Annotated in this window: 25 protein-coding genes; 5 read left to right on the top strand and 20 right to left on the bottom strand. The window is 45.2% G+C overall.

Features of this window, described 5'->3' with window-relative positions:
• Positions 1-36: 36 nt before the first annotated feature.
• Positions 37-1,017 (bottom strand): phosphoserine phosphatase, encoded by a 981-nt coding sequence (serB, locus tag NL644_RS09350; RefSeq protein ID WP_005386439.1) that lies wholly within the window; start codon positions 1,015-1,017, stop codon positions 37-39.
• Between the two features lie 91 nt (positions 1,018-1,108).
• Between serB and NL644_RS09345 the strand changes: the two genes are divergently transcribed.
• Positions 1,109-1,714 carry a YtjB family periplasmic protein gene (locus NL644_RS09345; protein WP_005391677.1) on the top strand — a complete coding sequence of 202 codons (606 nt, stop codon included), beginning with the start codon at positions 1,109-1,111 and terminating at the stop codon, positions 1,712-1,714.
• Positions 1,715-1,809: 95 nt separating this feature from the next.
• On the opposite strand, the gene deoD is transcribed toward NL644_RS09345, so the two are convergent.
• From deoD to NL644_RS09295, 10 genes are all read right to left on the bottom strand, one after another.
• Positions 1,810-2,529 carry a purine-nucleoside phosphorylase gene (deoD, locus tag NL644_RS09340; protein WP_005380140.1) on the bottom strand — a complete coding sequence of 240 codons (720 nt, stop codon included), beginning with the start codon at positions 2,527-2,529 and terminating at the stop codon, positions 1,810-1,812.
• A gap of 143 nt (positions 2,530-2,672) precedes the next feature.
• The gene (locus NL644_RS09335) at positions 2,673-3,893 is read right to left on the bottom strand and encodes a phosphopentomutase (RefSeq protein ID WP_005386434.1); all 1,221 of its coding nucleotides are present in this window, start codon (positions 3,891-3,893) and stop codon (positions 2,673-2,675) included.
• Positions 3,894-3,961: 68 nt separating this feature from the next.
• Positions 3,962-5,290, bottom strand: a complete 1,329-nt coding sequence (deoA, locus tag NL644_RS09330) for a thymidine phosphorylase (protein ID WP_005380134.1) — start codon at positions 5,288-5,290, stop codon at positions 3,962-3,964.
• Between the two features lie 97 nt (positions 5,291-5,387).
• On the bottom strand, positions 5,388-6,164 hold the full coding sequence (gene deoC / locus NL644_RS09325; protein ID WP_005380133.1) for a deoxyribose-phosphate aldolase: 777 nt from the start codon (positions 6,162-6,164) through the stop codon (positions 5,388-5,390).
• 583 nt (positions 6,165-6,747) lie between these two features.
• Positions 6,748-8,031 (bottom strand): NupC/NupG family nucleoside CNT transporter, encoded by a 1,284-nt coding sequence (locus NL644_RS09320; protein ID WP_006742377.1) that lies wholly within the window; start codon positions 8,029-8,031, stop codon positions 6,748-6,750.
• Between the two features lie 204 nt (positions 8,032-8,235).
• Positions 8,236-9,009, bottom strand: a complete 774-nt coding sequence (locus NL644_RS09315) for a TatD family hydrolase (protein WP_145532595.1) — start codon at positions 9,007-9,009, stop codon at positions 8,236-8,238.
• Positions 8,996-9,193 carry a DUF5363 family protein gene (locus NL644_RS09310; protein ID WP_104974844.1) on the bottom strand — a complete coding sequence of 66 codons (198 nt, stop codon included), beginning with the start codon at positions 9,191-9,193 and terminating at the stop codon, positions 8,996-8,998. The genes NL644_RS09315 and NL644_RS09310 overlap by 14 nt, the downstream gene beginning before the upstream one ends.
• Before the next feature lie 95 nt (positions 9,194-9,288).
• Complete coding sequence (gene prfC / locus NL644_RS09305; protein ID WP_012841453.1) at positions 9,289-10,878, bottom strand: peptide chain release factor 3; 1,590 nt, start codon at positions 10,876-10,878, stop codon at positions 9,289-9,291.
• Positions 10,879-11,024: 146 nt separating this feature from the next.
• Entirely contained in the window at positions 11,025-11,480 is a 456-nt protein-coding gene (gene rimI, locus NL644_RS09300; protein ID WP_005394641.1) for a ribosomal protein S18-alanine N-acetyltransferase, read from the bottom strand.
• A gap of 55 nt (positions 11,481-11,535) precedes the next feature.
• Positions 11,536-11,946, bottom strand: a complete 411-nt coding sequence (locus NL644_RS09295) for a DNA polymerase III subunit psi (protein WP_005394642.1) — start codon at positions 11,944-11,946, stop codon at positions 11,536-11,538.
• Between the two features lie 150 nt (positions 11,947-12,096).
• On the opposite strand from NL644_RS09295, the gene NL644_RS09290 reads away from it, so the two are divergent.
• Positions 12,097-12,543: a hypothetical protein gene (locus NL644_RS09290; RefSeq protein ID WP_012841451.1), complete on the top strand. Its 447-nt coding sequence runs from the start codon at positions 12,097-12,099 to the stop codon at positions 12,541-12,543.
• Positions 12,544-12,607: 64 nt separating this feature from the next.
• On the opposite strand, the gene NL644_RS09285 is transcribed toward NL644_RS09290, so the two are convergent.
• Positions 12,608-13,111 carry a GNAT family N-acetyltransferase gene (locus tag NL644_RS09285; protein WP_012841450.1) on the bottom strand — a complete coding sequence of 168 codons (504 nt, stop codon included), beginning with the start codon at positions 13,109-13,111 and terminating at the stop codon, positions 12,608-12,610.
• Complete coding sequence (locus NL644_RS09280; protein ID WP_005394645.1) at positions 13,095-13,622, bottom strand: SCP2 domain-containing protein; 528 nt, start codon at positions 13,620-13,622, stop codon at positions 13,095-13,097. The genes NL644_RS09285 and NL644_RS09280 overlap by 17 nt, the downstream gene beginning before the upstream one ends.
• Before the next feature lie 362 nt (positions 13,623-13,984).
• Here NL644_RS09280 and NL644_RS09275 point away from each other — a divergent pair, with 362 nt between their 5' ends.
• From NL644_RS09275 to NL644_RS09265, 3 genes are all read left to right on the top strand, one after another.
• The gene (locus NL644_RS09275) at positions 13,985-16,024 is read left to right on the top strand and encodes a bifunctional diguanylate cyclase/phosphodiesterase (RefSeq protein WP_005394646.1); all 2,040 of its coding nucleotides are present in this window, start codon (positions 13,985-13,987) and stop codon (positions 16,022-16,024) included.
• Between the two features lie 133 nt (positions 16,025-16,157).
• Positions 16,158-17,171 carry a peptidase U32 family protein gene (locus tag NL644_RS09270; RefSeq protein ID WP_253658334.1) on the top strand — a complete coding sequence of 338 codons (1,014 nt, stop codon included), beginning with the start codon at positions 16,158-16,160 and terminating at the stop codon, positions 17,169-17,171.
• A 20-nt stretch (positions 17,172-17,191) separates the two neighbouring features.
• Positions 17,192-18,070 carry a U32 family peptidase gene (locus NL644_RS09265; protein ID WP_085342718.1) on the top strand — a complete coding sequence of 293 codons (879 nt, stop codon included), beginning with the start codon at positions 17,192-17,194 and terminating at the stop codon, positions 18,068-18,070.
• A 53-nt stretch (positions 18,071-18,123) separates the two neighbouring features.
• On the opposite strand, the gene NL644_RS09260 is transcribed toward NL644_RS09265, so the two are convergent.
• From NL644_RS09260 to rbfA, 7 genes are all read right to left on the bottom strand, one after another.
• Positions 18,124-19,470: an MATE family efflux transporter gene (locus NL644_RS09260; protein WP_114323594.1), complete on the bottom strand. Its 1,347-nt coding sequence runs from the start codon at positions 19,468-19,470 to the stop codon at positions 18,124-18,126.
• A 124-nt stretch (positions 19,471-19,594) separates the two neighbouring features.
• A complete protein-coding gene (locus NL644_RS09255; protein WP_005394653.1) occupies positions 19,595-20,017 on the bottom strand; it encodes a MarR family winged helix-turn-helix transcriptional regulator in 423 nt (140 codons plus the stop codon).
• Positions 20,018-20,115: 98 nt separating this feature from the next.
• Complete coding sequence (nlpI, locus tag NL644_RS09250; RefSeq protein WP_012841449.1) at positions 20,116-21,036, bottom strand: lipoprotein NlpI; 921 nt, start codon at positions 21,034-21,036, stop codon at positions 20,116-20,118.
• 179 nt (positions 21,037-21,215) lie between these two features.
• Positions 21,216-23,351 carry a polyribonucleotide nucleotidyltransferase gene (gene pnp, locus NL644_RS09245; protein WP_114323595.1) on the bottom strand — a complete coding sequence of 712 codons (2,136 nt, stop codon included), beginning with the start codon at positions 23,349-23,351 and terminating at the stop codon, positions 21,216-21,218.
• A 292-nt stretch (positions 23,352-23,643) separates the two neighbouring features.
• A complete protein-coding gene (gene rpsO, locus NL644_RS09240) occupies positions 23,644-23,913 on the bottom strand; it encodes a 30S ribosomal protein S15 (RefSeq protein WP_005380094.1) in 270 nt (89 codons plus the stop codon).
• 141 nt (positions 23,914-24,054) lie between these two features.
• Positions 24,055-25,008 carry a tRNA pseudouridine(55) synthase TruB gene (gene truB / locus NL644_RS09235; protein WP_005394656.1) on the bottom strand — a complete coding sequence of 318 codons (954 nt, stop codon included), beginning with the start codon at positions 25,006-25,008 and terminating at the stop codon, positions 24,055-24,057.
• Positions 25,008-25,403: a 30S ribosome-binding factor RbfA gene (rbfA, locus tag NL644_RS09230; RefSeq protein WP_005394657.1), complete on the bottom strand. Its 396-nt coding sequence runs from the start codon at positions 25,401-25,403 to the stop codon at positions 25,008-25,010. Before rbfA ends, truB begins: the two co-directional genes overlap by 1 nt.
• Between the last annotated feature and the right edge of the window lie 70 nt (positions 25,404-25,473).

Raw genomic sequence — 25,473 nt, 5'->3', positions numbered from 1 at the left:
AACACCGCCTTTCTGGCGGTGTTTTTGAATGGATGGTTAAGGTTTAGCTTTCCAGCTGACCTTTTGCTGCTTCACCAATGCGCCAGATAAAATACAGAGCACACCGCCCAACCCTGCAAAGCGAATCGCTGATTGCGCTTGAGCTTCCACTTTTGGTTTTGCGTGATACGCAATCCCTAATCCTGCCACCGACATCATCACAAGATCATTAGCGCCATCACCGACAGCAACCGTGTTGTGCTGCTCAATTTCATATTCATCCGCCAGTTCCACTAGAATGTCAGACTTCATCTGCGCCGTTACCACATCACCAAGTACGTTACCCGTGAGTTTGCCGTCAATAATTTCTAATTGATTGGAGCGAGCAAAATCTAAGTCGACTTTATCTTTGATGTAATCAGAGAAGTAAGTAAAACCACCGGAAGCAATCGCTGTTTTCCAGCCCAAGGCTTTCAACGTCGCAATTAGCGCTTCAAAGTCCGGCATGAATGGTAACTGGGAACGAACTTGTTCAAGAATTGATTCATCGGCGCCTTTGAGCTTACCAACTCGCTGACGTAAACTTTGCTCAAAATCCAGCTCACCTTGCATGGCACGTTCAGTGACTTCAGCGACCTCATCCCCTACTCCTGCCAGTTTCGCGATTTCATCAATACACTCTATCTGGATCGCCGTTGAATCCATATCAAATACAATCAACCCTTGGGTTGATAGATCGGGCACTTCATTAAGCGAGGCGTAATCTAGGTTGAGACTTTGTAAGATCGTTTCATGTTGAGGAGTTAATTCTCCGGCCATCAGGGCTACTTCATATTGGCCAACTTTCCACGTTTCTAGTATCGGGTTGTAAAAGCCGGTGAAGAAATCAATGTCTTCGAAGTGACTTGGCGAAAGGTACTCAGCAAATACGATCCAGTTTGCTTTTGCTTTATCTAATTGGGAGGCAAATCGAGTCTCGGGTAATCGTTTTAAAAGTGTCGTATGTTTTCTGATAGGCAAGCTTTTTGACGCGTCCATGTATATAATCCCTTATGACTTTGCTAAAACGTTACCTCAACAAACTAAAAAGGCAAGTCTTTGTTTTATTTTAAATGGATGAGTAAAGAGCATGAGTGAATCTTTGTTCTCAGTAAGGAATGCCCTAAGAATTCTGGCACTAATCCTACTGTGTGTGATGTTGTTTATCACAATAAAAAACAGTGTTGTGATCAGTAAGGGTAATGAGAAAATTCAAGCACAACAGCTTGAAACACTCACCAAAGTTTTGATTTCACAGGCGTCTCTTTCTGCCAGTGAGATGATTTTAACTAAAGATCAAGAACGATTACTTCAGCTAACAAACCAGCTAGCACAAGACCGTTTAGTGTTTGATGCAACAATCTACGATGCACAGGGTGTACGTTTAGCGTCTAGTGAAGAGGCATTATCGGTACGCGAAGTTCTTGGCCTGGATACGCCTTTGGCAACAGCTTCCATTGGTCGCCAGCAGTTGGTTGAACCAGTTTTTGCAGATGGTGCGCTTATCGGTTTTGTTCGCGTGACCTTTGAGACGGGCCGGGTGACGGCTATTTCTGACCACCACTATCGCAAGAGCGATCGTTATATGTACATGATGGTCTTAATGAGCTTTGTCTGTGGTATGTTGTTCATCTTGATTTTACGTCGACAACCGATACGTCGTAAAAAAGCGCCAAACCTGCTGCTAACCAAGTAACTAGGTAGCGCTAACAACTCATATAAAAACAGCCCGCAATGTGCGGGCTGTTTTTTTAGCTCTTGAGAGCGAAAAATAGAATGACTCTTCGTCGCTTACTCTTCGTCACCAAGCAATACTGAATCTAGTGCGATTAGCATCATGTCGTTGAATGTCGTTTGACGCTCGTCAGATGTAGTCTGTTCGCCAGTCTTGATATGATCAGAAACCGTACAGATTGTCAGAGCTTTTGCACCGTATTCTGCCGCAACACCGTAAATACCAGCCGCTTCCATTTCAACACCAACAATGCCGTACTTGTCCATTACATCGAACATTTCTGGATCTGGCGTGTAGAAAAGCTCTGCTGAGAATAGGTTACCAACTTTAACGTCAATACCGCGAGCTTTTGCAGCGTCTTCTGCCGCACGAACCATGTTGTAGTCTGCGATTGCCGCGAAGTCATGACCTTTAAAGCGGATACGGTTCACTTTAGAGTCAGTACATGCACCCATGCCGATCACAACATCACGCACTTTGATGTCTTCATTCACTGCGCCACAGCTGCCAACACGGATGATTTTCTTCACGCCGAAGTCTTTGATTAGTTCAGTCGCGTAAATCGAGCATGATGGGATACCCATACCGTGGCCCATTACCGAGATCTTACGGCCTTTGTATGTACCTGTGTAACCAAACATATTACGAACGTCACACACTTGAACGACATCTTCAAGGAAAGTCTCTGCGATGTATTTGGCACGTAGTGGATCGCCAGGCATCAGTACGACGTCTGCAAATGCACCCATTTCAGCATTGATATGTGGAGTTGCCATTTTCTTTTCCTTAACCTTTCTCTAGCGCTCCGCGCTTAAGGCGATATAAGCCAGAGTATTATCATTTCCGACAAGCAGCATTTACATACTGCAAACATAAAACTAGGAGCAATCAAGCTCCTAGTTTTCAAAAACCTAACTAATTATAGGAAGTTCTTACCGTAATCCATTGGAGAAGTACCGAAGTAACTTGCCAATGTTTGACCGATATCTGCGAATGTTTCGCGGCGGCCAAGAGAACCAGCTGGTACTTTTTGACCATAAACCAATACTGGGATGTGCTCACGAGTATGGTCAGTGCCTGGCCATGTTGGGTCACAGCCGTGGTCTGCCGTTAGGATAAGCACATCGTCTTCTTCCATAATCTCTAGCACTTCGTTGATACGACCATCGAAGTACTCAAGTGCCGCTGCGTAACCCGCTACGTCACGACGGTGACCGTAAGCTGAGTCGAAGTCTACAAAGTTAGTGAATACGATCGTGTTGTCGCCCGCTTCTTTGATTTGCTCTAGCGTTGCTTCGAACAATGCAGGGATACCTGTCGCTTTCACTTTCTTAGTGATACCGCAGTTTGCGTAGATATCAGCAATCTTACCAATAGAAACCACGTTGCCTTGCTTCTCTTCAACAAGTTTCTGTAGAACCGTTGCTGATGGTGGCTCAACAGAAAGGTCACGACGGTTACCGGTACGCTCAAATTGACCTTTACCAGCACCAACAAATGGACGCGCGATAACACGACCAATGTTGTAATCTTCTAGCTCTTCACGTGCGATTTGGCAAAGCTCTAGTAGACGGTCTAGACCGAAAGTCTCTTCGTGACATGCGATTTGGAATACAGAGTCAGCAGAAGTGTAGAAGATTGGTTTGCCAGTCTTCATGTGCTCTTCACCAAGATCGTCAAGAACTTGAGTACCAGATGCGTGGCAGTTACCCAGGAAACCGTCAAGACCTGCACGCTCAAGAATGCGGTCAGTCAATTCTTTCGGGAAGCTGTTTGCTTTGTCAGTGAAGTAACCCCAGTCAAACAGAACAGGAACACCTGCGATTTCCCAGTGACCAGACGGCGTGTCTTTACCTGAAGAAAGCTCTGCTGCATGACCGTATGCACCAATAATTTCAGCGTCTGCGTCTAGTCCAGGTGCGAAGCGACCTGTCGATTCTTTATGCGCCATTGCCAAACCAAGTTTCGATAGATTTGGAAGGCGAAGTGCACCTTGGCGATTGTCGTTATCTGCTAAGCCTTTTTCACATTGGTCAGCGATGTGACCTAGTGTGTCTGAACCTACATCACCAAATTCTTTAGCGTCGGCAGTTGCACCGATACCGAATGAGTCTAGTACTAAAATAAATGCTCTTTTCATTGCTCGTTCCTTAGGCCCACTCGGCTTTTTATTATGGTTGAGTAGGCCTTGTGTAATTGCTTGTTCTATTAGATATCTTCTGCACGAATTTGGCGGTAAACCTCTGGAGTTGGTGTGTATTCACCACCTACTTTGATTGCACTGCGCAGTGCTTTTGCCGCTTCTTCCCATTGCTCTTCAGTGCGAGCGTGGATGACCGCAAGAGGTTTATCACTGTCTGCGACCTCACCTAGGCGGATGAACTCGTCGAAACCAACTGCGTAGTCGATTTCATCAGTAGCAACACGACGACCACCACCCATAGCAACCACAGCCATGCCGATAGCACGTGTATCCATTGCAGAGACAATGCCCGTTTCTGTTGCGTAAACTGGCTTGATGATTTCTGCTTTTTCTAAGTAGTTGTCGTAGTTTTCTACGAAGTCCGCAGGGCCACCTAAGCCAGCAACCATCTTGCCGAAGCACTCAGCCGCTTTGCCGTTATCCAGCACTTCCATCAGTTTTGCGCGTGCGTCTTCTGTGTTCTCAGCAAGCTTGCCAAGTACTAACATTTCAGCACATGAAGCCATGGTCACTTCAAGTAGACGAGGGTTACGGTATTCACCTGTTAAGAAACGAACCGCTTCACGAACTTCTACTGCGTTACCCGCTGAAGACGCCAATACTTGGTTCATGTCCGTAAGAATTGCCGTAGTTTTAGTGCCAGCACCGTTTGCTACCGCAACGATTGATTTTGCTAGCTCTTCAGACGCTTCGTAAGTTGGCATAAATGCACCTGAACCCACTTTTACGTCCATCACTAGCGATTCCAGACCCGCCGCCAGTTTCTTAGAAAGGATCGACGCCGTAATCAGGGAGATATTGTCTACCGTTGCGGTAATATCACGAGTCGCGTAAACACGCTTATCCGCAGGAGCAAGGTCACCAGTTTGACCGATGATCGCCACACCAGCGTCTTTGGTTACTTGACCAAAAACATCGTTGCTCGGCGTAATGTTGTAACCAGGGATAGATTCAAGTTTATCCAGCGTACCGCCTGTATGACCAAGACCGCGGCCAGAGATCATAGGTACGAAACCGCCACACGCTGCCACCATTGGGCCAAGCATTAAAGAAGTTACGTCACCCACACCACCGGTTGAGTGTTTGTCGACAATTGGACCACCGAAGTTCATGTGGCTCCAGTCGATAACCATGCCCGAATCACGCATTGCACACGTTAAGGCGATGCGCTCATCCATGGTCATTTCATTAAAGAAAATCGTCATAGCAAACGCCGCAATCTGACCTTCAGATACCGTGTTGTTCGCTACGCCTTGAATAAAGAAGTTGATTTCGTCTGCGGTAAGTACTTCACCGTCACGTTTTTTACGAATGATTTCTTGTGGTAAATACATTAGTGCCTCCCAAGCTCTTTTGAGCCATGGTTGTAGTAGGATAGAAGAGGTTTGGTAGCACCCGTTTAGGTGCTACCGTTCAGACGTATTATTGGAATTAGTACGCTGTTGGATCAGCGACGTCGTCCGATACTTCTAATGTATTTAGTAGGTTGGTTAGCAGGCTAGACGCACCAAAACGGTAGTGACGAGCATCAACCCAGTTGTCACCTAGGATTTCGTCAGCCATTGCTAGGTATGCTGCTGCGTCTTCAGCAGTGCGCACACCACCTGCTGGTTTGAAACCAACAGTTTCTGCAACACCCATGTCGCGAATAACTTCAAGCATCATGCGAGCGTATTCTGGTGTTGCGTTTACTGGCACTTTACCAGTTGAAGTTTTAATGAAGTCAGCACCTGCTTCAATACAGATTTGAGATGCTTTCTTGATTAGTGCTTCTTCTTTTAGCTCACCTGTTTCGATGATCACTTTAAGAAGAATGTCACCACAAGCTTCTTTACATTGCTTAACTAGTTCGAAGCCTACTTTCTCATCACCCGCCATTAGCGCGCGGTAAGGAAAAACTACGTCAACTTCGTCTGCACCATAAGCAACCGCCGCTTTTGTTTCAGCAACTGCGATTTCAATGTCGTCGTTACCATGTGGGAAGTTCGTTACTGTTGCAATACGAACCTCTGGCGTACCTTGCTCACGAAGTGTCTTCTTAGCAATAGGAATAAAGCGAGGGTAAATACAAATTGCAGCTGTGTTGCCTACTGCTGTTTTCGCGTCATGACATAGTGAGATCACTTTTGCATCAGTGTCATCGTCATTCAACGTAGTTAGGTCCATAAGTTTAAGTGCACGTAGCGCTGCTGCTTTTAAATCGCTCATTTCTATCTCCGATCAATATTCAAAAAATTCACTACTCAGCCTTACATCACGTCTTTAACTATAATCAACAAGTCGAGACAATGTGAGTAAATGGCTAAACAGTCTATTAATGAACGGACTTGGTTCCCTGAAGACTCGGCATATACAGCGAAAATTTATCATATGCCAATTGCTATCCTTGTCACCGCACAGTACCAGTTTGGCCTATGGCACAACAATCTATGATTGCGGTGTCTTTAATATCACATCACAAAGCAAAACGCCTATTAGATCTGATATTGCAGGGCAATTCATTTGCCCATCGATTATGTAATATTCATTACGTGATTAAGAATCAAGCTTAACCACTATCCTGTGATTAATACATTATAGAGTTTCACCGCAAAACTGTAGCACCAAATAGAGCGCAAACGGTTTGTATCTCAAAATTTCCTAGCCCCTATTCCATTGACTGCGTAATACCTCGACTAAGGCAAACACCCGATGAAATTTTGGAGCCCGAAAAACGAAAAATGCCCCGCAGCAATCTCTTGCTACAGGGCATGATGTAAAACGGCGTCTATATATTAAGAACCGATTCTAATTATAGTGCTGCAAGGCTTAAGCAGAAGCCTGCAATTGTCGCTGCCATAAGGTTAGACAACGTACCTGCAAGAACTGCTTTAACACCCATGCGAGCGATGTCACTACGACGGTTTGGTGCAAGGCTACCTAGACCACCAAGTAGAATCGCGATAGAAGAAAGGTTCGCGAAACCACATAGTGCGAATGAGATGATAGCTGTTGTCTTCTCAGACATTACTTCACCAGTTGCCGCGATTACTTGAGCGTTTTCACCTAGGTATGGTGTGAAGTTCAAGTAAGCAACGAATTCGTTCACTACGATTTTCTGACCGATGAATGAACCAGCTGTTACAGCTTCTGCCCATGGAACACCGATTAGGAATGCTAGTGGAGAGAATGCGTAACCTAGGATTAGCTCTAGCGTTAGTTCTGGCATGCCGAACCAACCACCGATGCCACCTAGCATACCGTTGATCAGCGCGATTAGACCAACGAATGCGATTAGCATTGCACCTACGTTAAGCGCAAGTTGTAGACCAGAAGCCGCACCGCCCGCTGCTGCGTCGATTACGTTTACTGGTTTGTCGTCGCCGCCGTCCATCGCTTCTTCGATACTTTCGTGAGGCTGGTCAGTCTCTGGGTGAAGGATTTTAGCGAATAGTAGACCACCTGGTGCCGCCATAAATGATGCTGCTACTAGGTACTCTAGTGGAACACCCATTGAAGCGTAGCCCGCTAGTACACCACCAGCAACAGAAGCTAGACCACCACACATTACCGCGAATAGCTCTGATTGAGTCATTTTTGGAACGAATGGACGAACAACTAGAGGTGCTTCTGTTTGACCTACGAAAATGTTTGCTGCTGCTGACATTGATTCCGCACGTGAAGTGCCCAGCGCTTTTTGTAGTGCGCCACCAAGAATCTTGATAACCCATTGCATAACGCCAATGTAGTAAAGAACTGAAATCAGTGCAGAGAAGAAGATCAGTGTAGGAAGAACACGGAATGCGAAGATGAAACCGCCGCCGCCGAATACTTCGAACATCTTGTCAGAAACAAGACCACCGAACAGGAATGATGAACCATCGTTACCGTAGTTGATAACGTTAGAAACACCTGAAGAGAAACCGTTTAGTAGATCACGGCCCCAAGGTACATACAGAACAAATGCACCTAATGCGAATTGGATAGCGAATGCGCCACCCACAGTTCTTAGATTGATAGCTTTTCGGTTATTAGAAAATGCCACTGCAATCGCAAGAAGCACTACCATACCGATTAGGCTCATAAACAGGCTCATAGTTTATGACTTCCTTATAAGTTATTTATTGGCGTGTTACAAAATGGAGCTATAAAGCGGGAGCAATTATACTCATGCAGAATCAATTAAAGTAATGCCAGCCTCACACTTTCCTATAAGATTCATGATTGATTCAGCCAGCTTTGTGAGTTAATTCACAATAAGCAGGAAAACGTTTTCTATTTCAAACCACATCTTTAGATTTTATTCACATATCGAGAAAGCAAAATTGCTATTTTTCCATAACTGAGAGGCAATCGATTGCTTTGAGCCGTTATGCAACTCTACGAGCTCATTAAAGACGTGAATGAGTTTGGCTGGGTGATTCGACTCCCCTTGATATCCAAGTATAGGCATATCCGGTGCATCTGTTTCGATCACGAGATGTTTGAGTGGTAATTTTTGAATTGCGTCGCGCGTTTTCTTCGCTCTTGGGTAGGTGATGGTTCCTCCTACACCGATAAAAAAACCTAATTTGACCCACTCCATTGCTTGCTGATAACTCCCAGAGAAAGCATGTAGCACACCGCCCCGAGGGAGCTTCGCCGCTTTAACCATTTGAATAAGGCGATTGTGCGCTTTTCGGCTATGTAAAATAACTGGGAGTTCGAAGCGTCTAGCCAGTTCAAATTGAACTTCAAGTGTCTTTTCTTGCAACTGTGGGTCAACATCAATGGCAAAATCTAGCCCACACTCTCCTATGGCCACGCACTGGGGAGCATTTTGTTTTAGATAATGTTCCAATTCAGCAAAGTGCTGCTCGACGTTATCTTCAAGAAAATACGGATGAAACCCAAGGGCATAATACAAATTGGCATGTTGATCTGCCAAGGTTTGAATACGAGCCCAGTTTTGAGGTCCCACTGAAGGAATCAGAATTCTTGTCACGCCTTGCGTTTGAGCTAGCTGAAGTTGATGTGCAAAGTCACCTTGGAATACATCAAAGTCAAAGTGACAATGGGTATCAAAGAGCTTCATCTTGAGACTTTTTATCTGTACCGACAAACTGAGAATCAGAAAATAGCAGAGATTCACTGTTCTCTTCATTTTGATGGGCAGGATCTTTTCGATACGGAACGCAGCTGCGTTTTTGATCGGGCGTTAGTCCCATCTCCTTGCACCAGTCGTCGTAACGCTTCAATCCTCGTTTAAACCAGTTCATATCTCATCCTTATAAAAAACGCCCTTGGCTAAGTTTATAGCCAAGGGCGTTTTAAAATCTAGTTTGCGTTAAAGCTTACCCAAACCGCTTTTTGATTAGTGCTCACGCGTCGCACGGAAATCAATATCAGGGAAACGCTCTTTCGCCAAGTTTAAGTTAACCATTGTTGGTGCAATATACGTTAGGTTATCACCACCATCCAATGCTAAGTTTGCTTGGTTCTTACGTTGGAACTCATCCAGTTTCTTCGCATCATCACACTCAACCCAACGCGCAGTTGCAACGTTGATGCCTTCATAAATCGCTTCAACGTTATATTCAGACTTCAAACGAGCCACAACAACATCGAACTGAAGTACACCAACGGCACCAACGATCAGATCGTTGTTTTGTAGAGGACGGAATACCTGTACCGCACCTTCTTCTGATAGTTGCACCAAGCCTTTTAGTAGCTGTTTCTGCTTTAGTGGATCTTTCAGGCGAATACGACGGAATAGTTCCGGGGCAAAGTTCGGAATACCAGAGAACTTCAATGACTCACCTTGAGTAAAGGTATCACCAATTTGAATAGTGCCGTGGTTATGCAGACCAATGATGTCACCCGCGTAAGCGTGTTCTGCACGTGAACGGTCACCAGCCATAAAGGTTACTGCATCAGAGATACTCACCTGCTTGCCAAGACGAACGTGGTTCATCTTCATACCCTGCGTGTAAGTACCCGATACAATACGCATGAATGCGATACGGTCACGGTGTTTCGGGTCCATGTTTGCTTGGATCTTGAATACGAAACCAGAGAACTTCTCTTCTGTCGCTTCAACTTCACGCTCAACCGCTTGACGCGTTTTCGGTGCTGGTGCCCACTCTGTTAGACCGTCTAGCATGTGGTCTACACCGAAGTTACCTAATGCGGTACCGAAGTAAACTGGCGTCAGGTCACCTGTTAAGAACATTTCCAAATCAAACTCAGGGCAAGCACCCATAACAAGCTCAAGCTCTTCTCGAACACTTTCCGCAAGGCCTGCACCGACTTTTTCATCAAGCTCTGGGTTATCTAGACCTTTGATGATTCGAACTTCTTGAATCTCATGACCGTGACCAGATTCGTATAAAATCGTTTCATCACGGTGAATGTGGTACACACCTTTAAACTCTTTACCACAGCCGATTGGCCACGTGATAGGCGCACACATCATGCCCAATTCGTTTTCTACTTCGTCCAATACTTCCATTGGATCACGAACGTCACGGTCAAGTTTGTTCATGAAGGTCACGATTGGCGTATCGCGTAGACGGGTTACTTCCATCAGCTTACGAGTACGATCCTCGACACCTTTCGCTGCATCGATAACCATCAAACACGAGTCGACTGCCGTTAGAGTACGATATGTATCTTCCGAGAAGTCTTCGTGTCCAGGAGTATCAAGTAGGTTTACCAGGCAATCATTGTAAGGGAACTGCATCACAGACGTGGTTACCGAGATACCACGTTCCTTTTCCATTTCCATCCAGTCTGATTTTGCGTGCTGTGCATTACCACGACCTTTAACCGTACCTGCTTTTTGAATCGCGTTTCCGAATAAAAGGACTTTTTCAGTAATGGTGGTTTTACCCGCATCCGGGTGAGAAATAATAGCGAACGTTCTACGTTTAGACACTTCGCTTAGAAAAGGTGTATTTGACATGAAACTGGTCTTCTTTGATGTCTGAATGCTTGCTCGAAAAGCAAACACGCTTTTTAGATTCAATATTGCGCGGTATTCTCGCTTATTATTGCCTCAGGGGCAACTGATCGCTTTAGGGGCGACTTCCCTTATGGGATGCGTTAACGTTAGTGAAAGAAGAGATAACTCATGATGATCGCATCTTCTTTTCCCGTGCCAGTTTTCGCAGGGTAATAGTTATGACGTCGATCAACTTCATTGAATCCAGCTTGTTCATAAATATAAATAGCAGGCTTATTACTCTCTCGCACCTCAAGCCAAGCACTCTCCGCTTTTGATTGCTCACAATGCTCTAAGAACGCATCCAACAGTTTTTGACCATAGCCTTTACCCTGAAGATGCGGCGCGATAGCAATATTCAGCAACGTAACTTCACCGACAATATTCTGCGCATAGAAGTAGCCAATCACCATCTCGCCATCGAGCATCACATGATGACATGCTCCACGGCTGGATAAATCACGTACCAAAGACTCTGCCCACGGATGCGAGTGTGCTTGCTGCTCAATTTGCCAAACTTGATCTAAGTGCTCAGCGCACATTGGTAAGATTTTAGTTGTCATTATTTACCTAGGGGTTCATGTGCAATACCAATTGCAGTAAAACGGGAATTAATGCTTATTTGCTCGAATTGTTGTAAGAACAAATCTGTTGCCAAAGTGCACGTTTTTGTTGGGTATTCCCATCCACATCTTGCAACAATGGCGATGTCAGCGGTTTAGTGTCAGGCAATACTTCGGCTTCACACCCTGCAAACCAAACCCACTCAAGCTCGTGCTGGCCAAGTAATGGAAATCGCTCTGGCTCAATATGTAACGCTTGGTCAAGCGTTAACTTCATACTCTTTAGGATGTTTTCAAACAAAACCGCCGTCTCATTCTCTGGACATACCGGAGAGATCAACAGGAGTTTGCAAGAACTTTGCAAATCGATTTTTGGCGATTGGTAACCTGCCAATCTATCTGGGTGTACCAGCTCCCATGTGCTGATGCCCATTTCGTGTAAATACTGTTTCTCGTTAATTGACATTTTCCGTCACCTATTTGAACGAGGGCAATCCTAACAAATAATCGTGATTATACCTAAAGGACTTCAAGGAACACCTCAATACATTGGAATGATTGAACTGTTCTGCCTATGACAATGGCCACACCGTAGGTATAACATATGAGGTACATTATGAAATTCTTACCTACACTGCTGCTTTGCGCACTGGTAGCCACCACAAGCATGAGTGTTTTTGCTAATAGCAGCGATGAGTGGGAGCTGATTGCAACGAAAACCGTCAAATTCCAAACAGAAACGGATACCGTGACACCAAATAGCCTATTCCGAAATCGCAGCTTCAGTAAAATTAAACTGAAATGTGTGCAGGGCACGGTAGACATTAACGACTTAAAAGTCGTGATGACGGACGGTAGTGAGAAAAAGCTAACCTCTATGGGTGTGCTAACAAGTGGATTATCGACTCGTGCATGGAGCCTTCCTGGCTCAAAAGAAGCGAAGCTAAAACAGATTGAAATGACTTACAGCAGTTGGGGCAGCAGAAAACTCAATGTTTTAGGGCTAAGTAAGAAAGCAAAAATAGAGGTTTGGGGTAAGAAGAAAAGTGACCAGTCGTCTTAATCTCCCTATCTCAGTTTTCAATGAACTAAGAAAGAAGCCCACTGAGTTAGTGGGCTTCTTTCATTTACAGTTCAGAGAACTCTGGCGCGTAATCTATGCGTCCGGAGCGTCCGGCACATTGACCTTCGACCAACTCTGCGATACGAAATGCACCTTTAGGAACATCCCAAGCGCATTCGAATCCCATCTCGTCGCATGATTGAAAGCCCTGGCGCGCGTAATAATCAGGATCGCCCAACACCACACACACTGGATAGCCAAAATCACGAAGTGAATCAAAACCTTCTTTGATCAACTCTGCAGCGATGCCTTGGCGACGGTAATCTTCATGAACAGCCAATGGCGCCAGCCCTTGCCACGACAAATCTTCACCATTTAAGGTCACTGGGCTAAATAAAGCATGGCCTATTACCTCTCCCTCATCTGTACACGCGACTAAGGAAAGTGTGAATTTGCTGTTTTCGCGCAAACGCATCACAAGCTTAGCTTCAGCTTCCGTCGGGAAGGCGTGTTTCAATAAGCGGTCAATGGTAAGAATGTCCGCAGGGGCTTCAGTTCGAATAAGCATTCGCTACTCCGGTTGGTTGTGCAGGCGCTTGAACTCCTTTCTGAACAAAATCAGCCAATTGATTCAAAGCGACTTGCATTGCTTTCGGTAACTGCTCTAAGTCGACACTGTCCATTAAGTTTTTCACTTCTAAGCCAAGCTCAGTATCACCTTCAATTGAAAGGCGACGTTGGAAGAACAGTGTGTCAGGGTCTTCTTTACGACCAGCAATCAGTACTAGGTCGTTTAGATTACCACTAAAACTCACATCTTCCTGAACTGGTTTTTCAGCTACCACTAATTTTTCGTCTTGATAGCTGATGTACCATGCTAAGTTCAAGTCTTTAATCGCAACTTTTAACCACTTGTCTTCAAGGAACTCAAAGTCACCATCTTCCAAGGCTTCTTTAAACACCATTTTTAGCCCCTCCAGCAATGCTTTTTGCTGAATTGGCTGTGGTAATAACTGGACTGGAGAACGCAAAATGTTAGCTGCGTTCTTTACTAGTTGACTGCGAATCTTGTTTAACACGTTCATTATCCGTTACTTTGTCATTAGGTTGCCTATATTAAGCAATCGTGGCAATGAGATTACTGTTATGTATCAATAAAGTGCTTATTTTAGATTGGTGGATTATTGTTCACTAACGCTTCTTTTTTTGAAGTTACGTGTATTATTGATGCGAACAGGTGGATAAACACTTTTACAACCGTATTTTCAAAGTTATAGTTATCTGAGCGTATCCATGTGATTGTCGACTGTAAAGTTAAAACCGCGAGCCCTTTAATGGCAAGCGATACTGGACTTGATAGTAGACCGCCGCAGGCTTATCAGGGTGTCGCTTTTTATACACGGACGAATAATCTGGCTCATTGGAGATCGGTAATACCCTAATGCCTTCCCAGCAATTAAAACATTGGTTTGCCACGCTAACCTCAAATAGCCCTTTCTTCTTTGCCATTCTTGATAAAAAACACAATTATCGAATGGTAAGTGACCGTTACTGCGATATCGCAGGTTTAAGTCATGAGGAAATCATCGGCTTAAACGATTGCCAGGTACTGGGTGAGCAGTTTTATAAAAAGCTGGCCCCTTACTATCAGCGTGCATTCAAAGGAACGCATGTCGAAGCCGAAATCACCCTCGATGAAACCGACCTTGAAACCAGCCTGCACTTTAGTCTGTCACCGGTTTTTGAAGGTAACGAAATTCGCTTTGTCGTTTTTCACGCCGTGGATACTTCAGAAAAGCAGATCCTCGTACGCTCCTTAGAGGAGTCTGAAAGTAAGTTTGCGAAATTAACACAACTACTGCCTGACGGCCTGCTGCTTATCGAAGATGACATTATCATCTCTGCCAACCCTGCATCAGCACGCCTTCTGGGACTGAACTCTCCCCATGAGTTGTTAGGCGAAGAGCTCAGCCGTTTATTCATCGATGAAAACAGCAAGAAAGTGTTTAGTCATCGTTTGAGTGCATTAATTTCTGACAAGCCGTTTGTTTGCTTAACCAGCGCGAGATGTGGCTTTGAACGAAAAGTTCAGTTGCACGCAGATTCTACGGCGATATTAGGCAGCGAGTCTCAAATCATCTTGATCCAAGACGCTGACGATACACCCAAGAATTTGTCTTCTGCATCGAATGAAGACATACACATTGATTCGCTCACCAAACTCTACAACCGCTTTGGCTTCACCAAACGTTTGGAACAGCTGATCAAAAAGCAAACACCGCTTCTGGTGTTCTATTTGGATATCGATAACTTCAAAAATATTAATGACTCACTTGGTCACCACATTGGCGATAAAGTGATTCAAGAGGTATCGGCCCGTCTTAAACGATTACTGCCAAATCAAGCGATTATTGGTCATTTGGGTGGCGATGAGTTTGGCGTCATTCTGCCAGAACCAGAAAATACCCGCATGGCTGAAATTTTGTCAGATCGCATTATCTCGTTGATCAACCAGCCTTTCGATTTACACCACTTCAGCAAACGCCTTGCGTGCTCAATTGGTAGCGTTCGTTACCCTGAAGACGGGCAAGATGCGCGAATCCTGCTACAAAATGCCGATACTGCGATGTATGAAGCCAAAGATCGTGGCCGAAATCGCCTGATCAAATTTAACGACCAGATGAACAAAGAAGCGCGCATGCGTTTGTGGCTTGAAATCGAACTGCAAAAAGCATTGCAGCAGAACGGTTTGGAGGTGTGGTATCAACCAAAGGTTAACGCGCGTGACTTCAGCATTAACGGTGCCGAAGCGCTCGTTCGTTGGAAACACCCTGTCGAAGGTTACATTAGCCCAGGTTCATTCATTCCTGTCGCCGAGCGTGCAGGGTTAATCGAACACCTTGGACGCGTCGTGATGCGTGATGTTTTCAATACGGTAAAACGTTGGAAACAACAAGGCATACTGCCAGGTCGTGTCGCTATCAACCTCTCTCCCGAGCAATTTGGTAATCCACAGCTGATCGACTTTATGGAAAAGTTACTTCGCACTACCGAGCTTGACCCAAGCTGCATTACCTTCGAGCTAACCGAAAGTGCCGTGATGAGTGATAGCGAACATACACTGCAAATGCTGAATGCGATTAAGAAACTGGGCTTCGCCCTCTCTATCGATGACTTTGGTACTGGTTACTCTTCCCTTTCCTACTTAGCGCGCTTCCCTATCGACGAGCTGAAAATCGACCGCGCGTTTATTAACGATATCGACACGCTACCCAAACAGGTCACTGTGATTGAAAACATCATTAATCTGGGTAAGTCACTCGACTTGACGGTCGTTGCCGAGGGGGTGGAAACCCACCAGCAAGCTACTTTGCTCTCTAACCTTCAATGTAATGCGATTCAAGGATTCCATTTTTATCGCCCACAGCCAAAACATGAAATTGAAGAGCTGTTTGTACAGAATCGTCGTCACAAGAACTAACCCCGACTCGATACCCTTACTCTCAAGGGGTAAATATCGACTTTATTGAGCTAAACCTAACTTAGGTCAATTTCGCTATTCATAATTCTTCATAAAATGCGGACACCTTTTTATTCTCAATGATTGTGAGCATATGGAACTCTTGTGTCCCGCGGGTAACCTGCCTGCGTTAAAAACTGCGATTGATTGCGGTGCCGATGCCGTCTACATTGGCTTCAAAGATGATACCAACGCCCGTCACTTTGCTGGCCTCAACTTTAACGGCAAAAAGTTAGAAAAAGCGGTGCAATACGTTCACGACCGCAACAAAAAAATTCATGTCGCGTTGAATACCTTCGCTCATCCCAATGGCTTTGAGCGCTGGACGAACGCGGTAGACAATGCAGCGGCATTGGGTGTGGACGCGCTGATTGTTGCAGACATTGCAGTTCTGGAGTATGCAGCTCGCAAATATCCCGATCTGGAACTACATCTTTCAGTGCAAGCATCAGCGACCAACATCGCAGCCATTGATTTTTATAAACAGAACTTCAACGTAAAACGTGTGGTGCTGCCTCGCGTCTTATCGATTCATCAGGTGAAGCAGCTTTCGCGCAACATCACTAGCGATGTCGAGCTAGAAGTCTTTGCTTTTGGTAGCCTTTGTATTATGTCCGAAGGCCGTTGTTATTTGTCATCATACATGACGGGTGAGTCCCCAAACACTGTGGGTGCCTGTTCTCCTGCCAAATACGTTCGTTGGCAAGAAACTGATCAAGGTCTTGAGTCTCGTCTAAACAATATCCTAATTGACCGCTACTGCGCAGGAGAAAACGCAGGCTACCCCACGCTCTGTAAAGGTCGTTTTGAAACAGAAATTGATGGTGAGAAAAAACGCTATCATGCTCTGGAAGAGCCAACCAGTTTGAACACCCTTTCGATGCTGCCAGAACTGTTTGCCGCTAATGTCGCATCTGTAAAAATTGAAGGGCGCCAACGCAGCCCAGCTTACGTAGAGCAAGTCACTCGAACATGGCGAGCCGCGATCGATCGCTACCAAGCCAACCCAGAAGCTTACCAAGTTGAAGCCGCATGGGATGCGACGCTCGCAAATGTGTCGGAAGGAACGCAAACCACCCTAGGTGCTTACCACCGTAAATGGCAGTAGAGGTTAAGATGGATAACTCAATGAAATACGCACTTGGCCCACTACTCTATTTTTGGCCAAAACAAGATGTAGAAGCCTTCTACCAACAAGCAAAACAAAGCTCTGCAGACATTATTTACTTGGGTGAATCGGTTTGCTCTAAACGCAGAGAAATGAAACCAGCCCACTGGTTGGAAATCGCCAAAGACTTATCTGCCTCTGGCAAGCAAGTCGTTATCTCTACGATGGCGCTACTGGAAGCACCTAGTGAAGTAAACATCATGAAGAAGTACATCAATAACGGTGACTTCGCCATTGAGGCTAATGACGTATCGGCGGTTCAATTAGCATCAGAGCATAAAGTGCCTTTCGTCGTTGGTCCTGCAATCAATACTTATAACGCACACACGCTCAACTTATTTTTGAAGCAAGGTATGATGCGTTGGTGCATGCCTGTCGAGCTCTCTCGCGAATGGTTAAACGATACTTTAGTTCAGTGTGACGAGCTTGGTATTCGTAACAAGTTTGAAGTTGAGGTATTTAGCCACGGTTATTTACCTTTAGCGTATTCCGCTCGCTGTTTCACAGCCCGAGCTGAAAACCGAGCGAAAGACGATTGCGAAACCTGCTGTATCAAATACCCAACAGGAATCCAGGTCAGTAGCCAAGAAGGGCAAGAAGTCTTTAACCTTAACGGTATTCAAACGCAATCAGGGTATTGTTATAACCTGATCAATGACTTACCAAGCATGCAAGGGCTGGTTGATGTGGTCCGCTTAAGCCCTCTCGGTGTGAGTACACTTTCTGAGTTAGAGCATTTTCGCTCAAACGAGCACGGCGACAACCCTGAAAAACTCGAAAGCCGCCAATGCAATGGCTATTGGCATCAGCTAGCTGGCTTAGAAGTAAAAAACATTTAGCTCTCCAAAAAAGAAAAGCGAGGCCCAACCTCGCTTTTCTCTATCAGCCATTGTTAACAGGCTTGCACTGTTGGCTCAGCCGAAGTTTCGTTTAGCAGCTTTTTCACGTCCCGCCACAACATACTGACCACGACTAAACTCAGCGCAATATTGGACAATGGGAAAGCCAGCCAAATACCTGTCACGCCAAACAGTTTCGGCATAACGAATAAAAACGGCAGTTGAACCAACATGTTGCCTAATGTCACAAACATGGCTTTGCTGCCTTTGTTTACCGATTGGTAGTACGCAGCCGCCACGACTAAAAAGCCATCTAGGAACAACGCAAACATGTGTAAACGAATCCCGATCACCGTGCTATCAATCAACTGCTGATCAGCATTGTTAAACACCGAGACCAACTCGTACGGGAAAAGGTTCATCAAACCCACAAACGCTACACCACCAAGCACAGATGTCCCCATTGCGACTTGCAGTAATTTTCTGACGTTCGCCTGGTTGCGCGCCCCGTGATTGAAACTCACTAGAGGTTGCATACCGTTCGCGATTCCCTCTGCAATCAGATAGTAAACCGTCACGATATATCCCAAAATAGCATACGCCCCGATCAACATTGCACTTCCGTACTGAGCAAATAATGCGTTGTGCATTGCCACCATCACAGAGCCGTACGCGTACATAAAGAAGCTAGATGTACCGATCATTATAATCTTTGGTGCAACATCAACTCGAACCTTAAAGTCACTGATTCGAAGGCGTAAGGTCGCTTTTGAAGTAAAGAAGTAACCAATACCAAGCCCGGTTACCACCAATTGTGCCAGCGCTGTAGCAATGGCCGCTCCGGTTAACTCCCACCCCAACCAAGCAATAAATACGTAGTCTAATACAATATTAATGACGGCACCGATGACCATCAGCATCGTTGCTAAGTTCGGGCTGTCGTCATTGCGTAAAAGAAATGGAACCGCGATAGAGCCTAGCGTAAATACGCACGCGACAATCAGAATATGCAGATATTGCAGCGCGAGTTCAAACACTCGCCCTTCCGCACCCTGCCAGCGAATAAATTCATCGGAAAAATAGAACAATATGGTAGCAACGACCGGCATCAATATCGCTAACAACCCCAATCCGGTCGTTAAAATACGCTTCGCGCCCTCATGATCGTTTTCTCCTTGCTTAATCGACGTTAGCGCACCAGTCCCCACCCCAATCATCATCCCTATACCAAGGATAGAACCGATGATCGGCCACGCAACATTGATCCCTGCTAATCCGTCAGCACCAACATAACGGCCAATAAAAATCCCATCAACTATTTGATATAAACCGTTCACGAGCATTGCTGCGACGGTTGGAATCGTATATTTCCAAAACTGTCTATAAATTGAGTTTTGCATGACTGCCACCAGTAGTTAGCAAAGCTAACCATTTAATTAGCAAGGCTAACTAAATGGTTAAATTAAATAAAAGAAAAATGAAACACCAAAGGCTAATGCGTACAGCGGAGGCCTTTGGTTTAATTTAAAATGACTTATTGCTCAATGCTTTATTCAGTAAAGCTTGTAACTGCTCAGCTTCTTGCTGATTTAATTGTTGCATCATTTGTTCAGAGATATCTTTGTAAACCACCTGCTCCAAAGACATTTTTTCTGCGACTTCTTCTGTCAGCAATACACGCTTAGCACGGGCATCCTCATTACATGCGATGCGTTTCACCAAACCCTTTTTTTCCAAACGAACAACCATTGTCGATGCGGAAGGCTTAGTCACTTGCAACTCTTCTGCAAGATCGGTTATTCGTACACCCTCAGGGTAAACCTGAATCACACGTAAATAATCGAACTCATTAAAGCTTAGATGTGATAACGGATCTTCTTTGGCATAAACACGCCAAGCTTTGGCGCAAAAACGCTCTAAATCAATCAAGCTTTCTTCTAGTGCCATAAAAGCCACCGCCACTTAGTTAGCAAGGCTAACTATTTTAAATGAGTCACTAATCAAGTTCAATCATAAAAAAGCCGCTCTCATCGAGCGGCTCTAAATCATTCAATTTCCTGCTTCTTAGCAGCCTTTAGCTTGGCCAATCTATCTTGCTGTAATTGATCGTAGATTTGCGCCAATTCCAAGAAAGAATAGCGATGCTCAACATAATCGTAAACGTTGAACGAAATCGCGAGCTTATAAAGTGAGATGGCACTTGCGATATCACCTTCAAGCTGATTACGCTTTCCAAGGTAGAAATACGTTTCCGTCAATCGTTCAGCTAGGCGATAGTTCTCTCTCGTTCCATCCATAATTGCTTTAAGAGCGTCTTCGTCCGAGACGTCTCGTAGCATGATAGCAACAAGAACCCATCCCCACTCTTCACTACGATCTCGTAAATAACGCTGTTGAAGATTGGCTTTTGCTTGCTCTGGATTTTGCTCAGCTTCGATGATGTACAGCCATAATGAACGAAAAGGATCCGTTGGCATTTCTTGATAGTGCTTGGTCATATCTTCTAAAGCGAGATCGATTCGGCCACCGTAATACAGCGCAATCGCACGGTTGCGCTCAGCATAGGTATTATCCGGAGCCAACTCTATGGTCGAATCAAACGCTTCATAAGCCGCGTCAAACTCCCCTACTTGGGTGAAATACACCCCCAAAAGATTGAAGATATCCGGTTGAGCAGGATTCAACTGCAAAGACTGGTTAAAGTCCAAACGGGCAAGATCACGCAAACCAACGCTATCGTAGTAGCTACCGCGCTCATAATGCATTTTAGCGCGTACTTCATCACTGAGATCAGGACGTTGTAGCAACTGCGATAAACGCGCGATTTGTACTTCTTGTTGAACGCTAGGCTGAAGTGGCACCGCCATCGGTGGATATAGCCACTTTTGTGCTGATTGCTGAGAAGTATTTGCACAACCGGTCAGCGCGATAGCAACACATAAACTTGCGGTTTGAAACCATTTCACTAATTGATACTCCTGTTTGGACCGCTCAAAATTTATTTCTCTTAATGCAATATAGGCGATAACCTTGTTTGAGGTTAATGCGTCGAAATAAACCAAAAAAAGGGGAGCGAAAATGCTCCCCTTTTATAACATGCTTTCAGGCCCTTAATCTAATAAAAGGCTGAAAGTCTCACTTTGTCTTACTCGTCTTTCGCAGCTGGTGCTTCAGCAGCAGCTTCTTCAGCTGGCTTTTCTACCGCTTCTTTCATGCTTAGACGTACACGGCCTTGGCGGTCGATTTCAAGAACTTTAACTTGAACTTCTTGGCCTTCAGCTAGGTAGTCAGACACTTTCTCAACACGTTTTTCTGCGATTTGAGAAATGTGTACCAGACCATCTTTGCCTGGAAGAACCGTTACGAATGCACCGAAGTCAGCTAGACGTGCAACTTTACCCGTGTAGATACGGCCAACTTCAACTTCAGCAGTGATCTCTTCGATACGGCGGATAGCTTCTTTCGCAGCAGTGCCTTCAGTTGCAGCAATCTTGATAGTACCGTCGTCTTCGATTTCGATAGTTGTACCAGTCTCTTCAGTTAGAGCACGGATAACTGCACCACCTTTACCGATAACGTCTTTGATCTTCTCTGCGCTAATCTTCATCGTGTGAATACGAGGAGCAAATTCAGAGATGTCTTCACGGGCACCAGAGATTGCTTCATCCATTACAGATAGGATGTGCTTACGTGCGCCTTGAGCTTGGTTAAGCGCAATTTGCATGATTTCTTTAGTGATGCCTTCGATCTTGATGTCCATTTGAAGAGCAGTGATACCAGTGTTAGTACCTGCTACTTTAAAGTCCATATCACCTAGATGGTCTTCGTCACCAAGGATGTCAGAAAGAACAACGAAGTCGTCGCCTTCTTTAACAAGGCCCATTGCGATACCCGCAACAGAAGACTTGATTGGCACACCTGCGTCCATAAGCGCAAGAGACGTACCACATACAGAAGCCATTGAAGATGAACCGTTAGATTCAGTGATTTCCGATACAACACGTACTGTGTATGGGAAATCATCTACTGATGGCATTACTGCTGCGATACCACGTTTAGCCAGTTTACCGTGGCCGATTTCACGACGCTTAGGAGAACCTACAAAACCAGTCTCACCTACACAGTATGGAGGGAAGTTGTAGTGTAGTAGGAAGTGATCTTTACGCTCGCCTGTTAGCTCATCAATGATTTGAGCATCACGCTGAGTACCTAGAGTTGCCGTCACGATAGCCTGAGTTTCACCACGAGTGAATAGTGCGCTACCGTGTGTGCGAGGAAGAACACCAGTGCGTACATCTAGTGCACGAACCATGTCTTTTTCACGGCCATCAATACGAGGGTTACCCGCGATAATGCTACGACGTACAACTGTTTTCTCTAGATCATGGAAGATAGTGTGGATTTCTTTTGTATCCGCTTCAGGATCTTCAGCAAGAAGAACTTCATTTACTTCCGCAGCGATCTCATTGATACGGTCGTAACGAGCCATCTTCTCAGTGATTTTGTAAGCCTCAACAAGCTTCGCTTCTGCTAGCTCAGCAATCTTATCTTTAAGCGCTGTGTTTTCTTCAGGAGCAACCCAATCCCAAGCAGGAGTTGCCACTTCTGCTTTGAATTCGTTGATAGCTTTGATAGCAACTTGTTGTTGATCATGACCGTAAACAACCGCTGCTAGCATTTCTTCTTCAGTTAGGTTGTCCGCTTCTGATTCAACCATCAGTACGGCTGATTCTGTACCAGCAACAACAAGATCAAGCTTAGAAGTTTCTAGTTCAGTTTGGCTAGGGTTAAGTACAAGCTGACCATCGATATGACCGACACGCGCCGCACCGATAGGGCCGTTGAATGGAATGCCAGAGATAGCAAGAGCAGCAGAAGTACCGATCATTGTAACGATATCTGGCTGAACATCTGGGTTTACAGACATTACTGTCGCGATAACCTGAACTTCGTTTTTAAACGCGTCTGGGAATAGCGGACGGATTGGACGGTCGATTAGACGAGCTGTTAGCGTTTCGCCTTCAGAAGGACGACCTTCACGCTTGAAGAAACCGCCTGGGATTTTACCTGCAGCGTAAGTACGCTCTTGGTAGTTAACCGTTAGTGGGAAGAAGTCTTGACCTGCAACGGCTTCTTTTTTACCTACAACAGATACAAATACAGACGTATCATCCATTGTGACCATAACTGCTGCTGTAGCTTGACGTGCAATAACGCCAGTTTCTAAAGTAACTGTGTGGTTACCGTACTGGAACGTTTTAACAACTGGTTTTTCGAACATTGTTATTCCTTGTTTCTAATCTTCCTTTAGTGCTAAAAGAAATCTTAGATGTGTTAATTGACACTCAAGACATTACGAATCGCGACTAGTAAAAAGAAACTCGGAAATTCCTTTTGAATAGTCGCGACCTTTTGGTCGACGTGGTTGACTGTAATGCTATGAGCTTTTGAGAAAACCTCTTACGAGGTTTAGCCGCCAGTATTATAACGGCATAAGTCTAATTTGGCTAAATTTAGGCAACAAAAAAGGGGCATAAAGCCCCTTTTTAGACAAACTGCTATGCAGTCGCTGATTAGCGACGTAGGCCTAGACGTTTGATTAGGTCTTGGTAGCGAGCTAGGTTTTTACCTTTTAGGTAATCTAGAAGCTTACGACGACGAGAAACCATGCGTAGAAGACCACGACGGCTGTGGTGATCGCCTTTGTGCGCTTTGAAGTGACCTTGTAGGTGGTTGATAGAAGCTGTAAGTAGAGCTACTTGAACTTCTGGTGAACCAGTGTCGCCTTCGCCTTGTGCGTATTCTGCAACGATTGCTGCTTTAGTTTCTGCATTCAGAGACATAATTCTCTCCTAATAAGAGTAGGTTTAAAGTTGTAGCAGCCAATCTCTGATTCAGCCGCTACGCGAAGCGCGGATTATAGGGAAATTTCCTATCTCGTGCAATATAAAAATACCGACACTCAGGTCGGTATTTTCAATCATTTACTTGGATGCGACGTCATCTCGGAACACGACCAATCGCTTAGGAGCGATTTTGCCATCTTCGTTCATTTCGCCAACGCCAATAAACAAACGCTCTTCACCCATGGTAAGGCGAAGTGAGCCTTCGGTAGGCGCACCAAATACTTGAACAGGTTGCCCATGCTGAACCATATCCGCCAGTTCAGGCACTAAGTTGACTTCTGGTAAGTCTTCTACCGCTGTATCCATTGGTAACAGCAATGGGTCCAGTAGTTCTCGAGGAGCGCGCTCTTCACGGTGTGCTTGCTCTAGTAACTCATTCAGTTGCTCAAGTGTCACCATCTTCTCGTAAGGGTATTTCGCAACACCAGTGCGTCGAAGCATAGTTACGTGCGCACCACAACCTAACATTTCGCCTAGGTCATCCACGATGGTACGAATGTAGGTGCCTTTTGAGCAATGCACTTCCATCTCGACTTCATCGCCTTCAAAACGGTGAAGAACAATCTCATATACCGTGATCTTACGAGATTCACGCGGAACTTCGATGCCTTTACGAGCGTATTCATACAAGGGTTTCCCTTGATATTTCAACGCTGAAAACATGGAAGGCACTTGATCAGATTCGCCACGGAACTTCTCAATGCACGCTTCTAGCTTGTCTAACGTAACATCGATTGGACGTGTCTCTACGACTTCACCATCCGAGTCAGACGTGTTGGTACGTTCACCAAGCTTTGCGATCACACGGTAACGTTTATCAGAATCTAGAAGAAACTGAGAAAACTTCGTCGCTTCACCCAAGCAAATTGGCAGCATGCCTGTCGCTAATGGGTCCAAGGCGCCAGTGTGGCCCGCTTTCTCAGCAAAGTAGATTCGCTTTACTTTTTGCAGTGCATCATTGGAAGAGATGCCTGTTGGTTTGTCCAACAGTATAACGCCATTAATTGGACGACCTTTACGACGACGAGCCATTATTCTTCGTCCTCACGACCAGAGTCTTTTTGCTTTTTCTTGTCTGAGCTTACCACTTCAGACACTAGGTTAGACATACGCATACCTTCAACAAGCGTATTGTCATAATGGAAGCGGATTTCTGGCGTTAAACGTAGACGAATGCGCTTACCTAACATCATGCGAATGTGCACTTCGTGCTCGCGTAGTGCTGCTAGACATGATTCTGGTGTTTGCTCGCCCACACATAGGAAGGTCACAAATACTTTTGCGTAAGCTAGGTCACGAGAGACTTCTACGTCTGAGATCGTCACCATGCCAAGGCGAGAGTCACGAACTTCACGTTGAAGGATCATCGCTAGTTCTTTTTGCAGCTGCTGTGCAACGCGCTGCGTGCGGCTAAATTCTTTTGACATATCTTTACTCTTATATAGAAAGAATGGGGGGTTGGTCAAAGCCAGCCCCCCATGGTGTATTCAACAACCA

It is taken from the genome of Vibrio sp. Y10_XG_PY6 (genome assembly GCF_024181795.1).
Taxonomy (GTDB): Bacteria; Pseudomonadota; Gammaproteobacteria; order Enterobacterales; family Vibrionaceae; genus Vibrio; species Vibrio diabolicus.
This window is presented reverse-complemented; position numbering and strand designations above follow the sequence as displayed.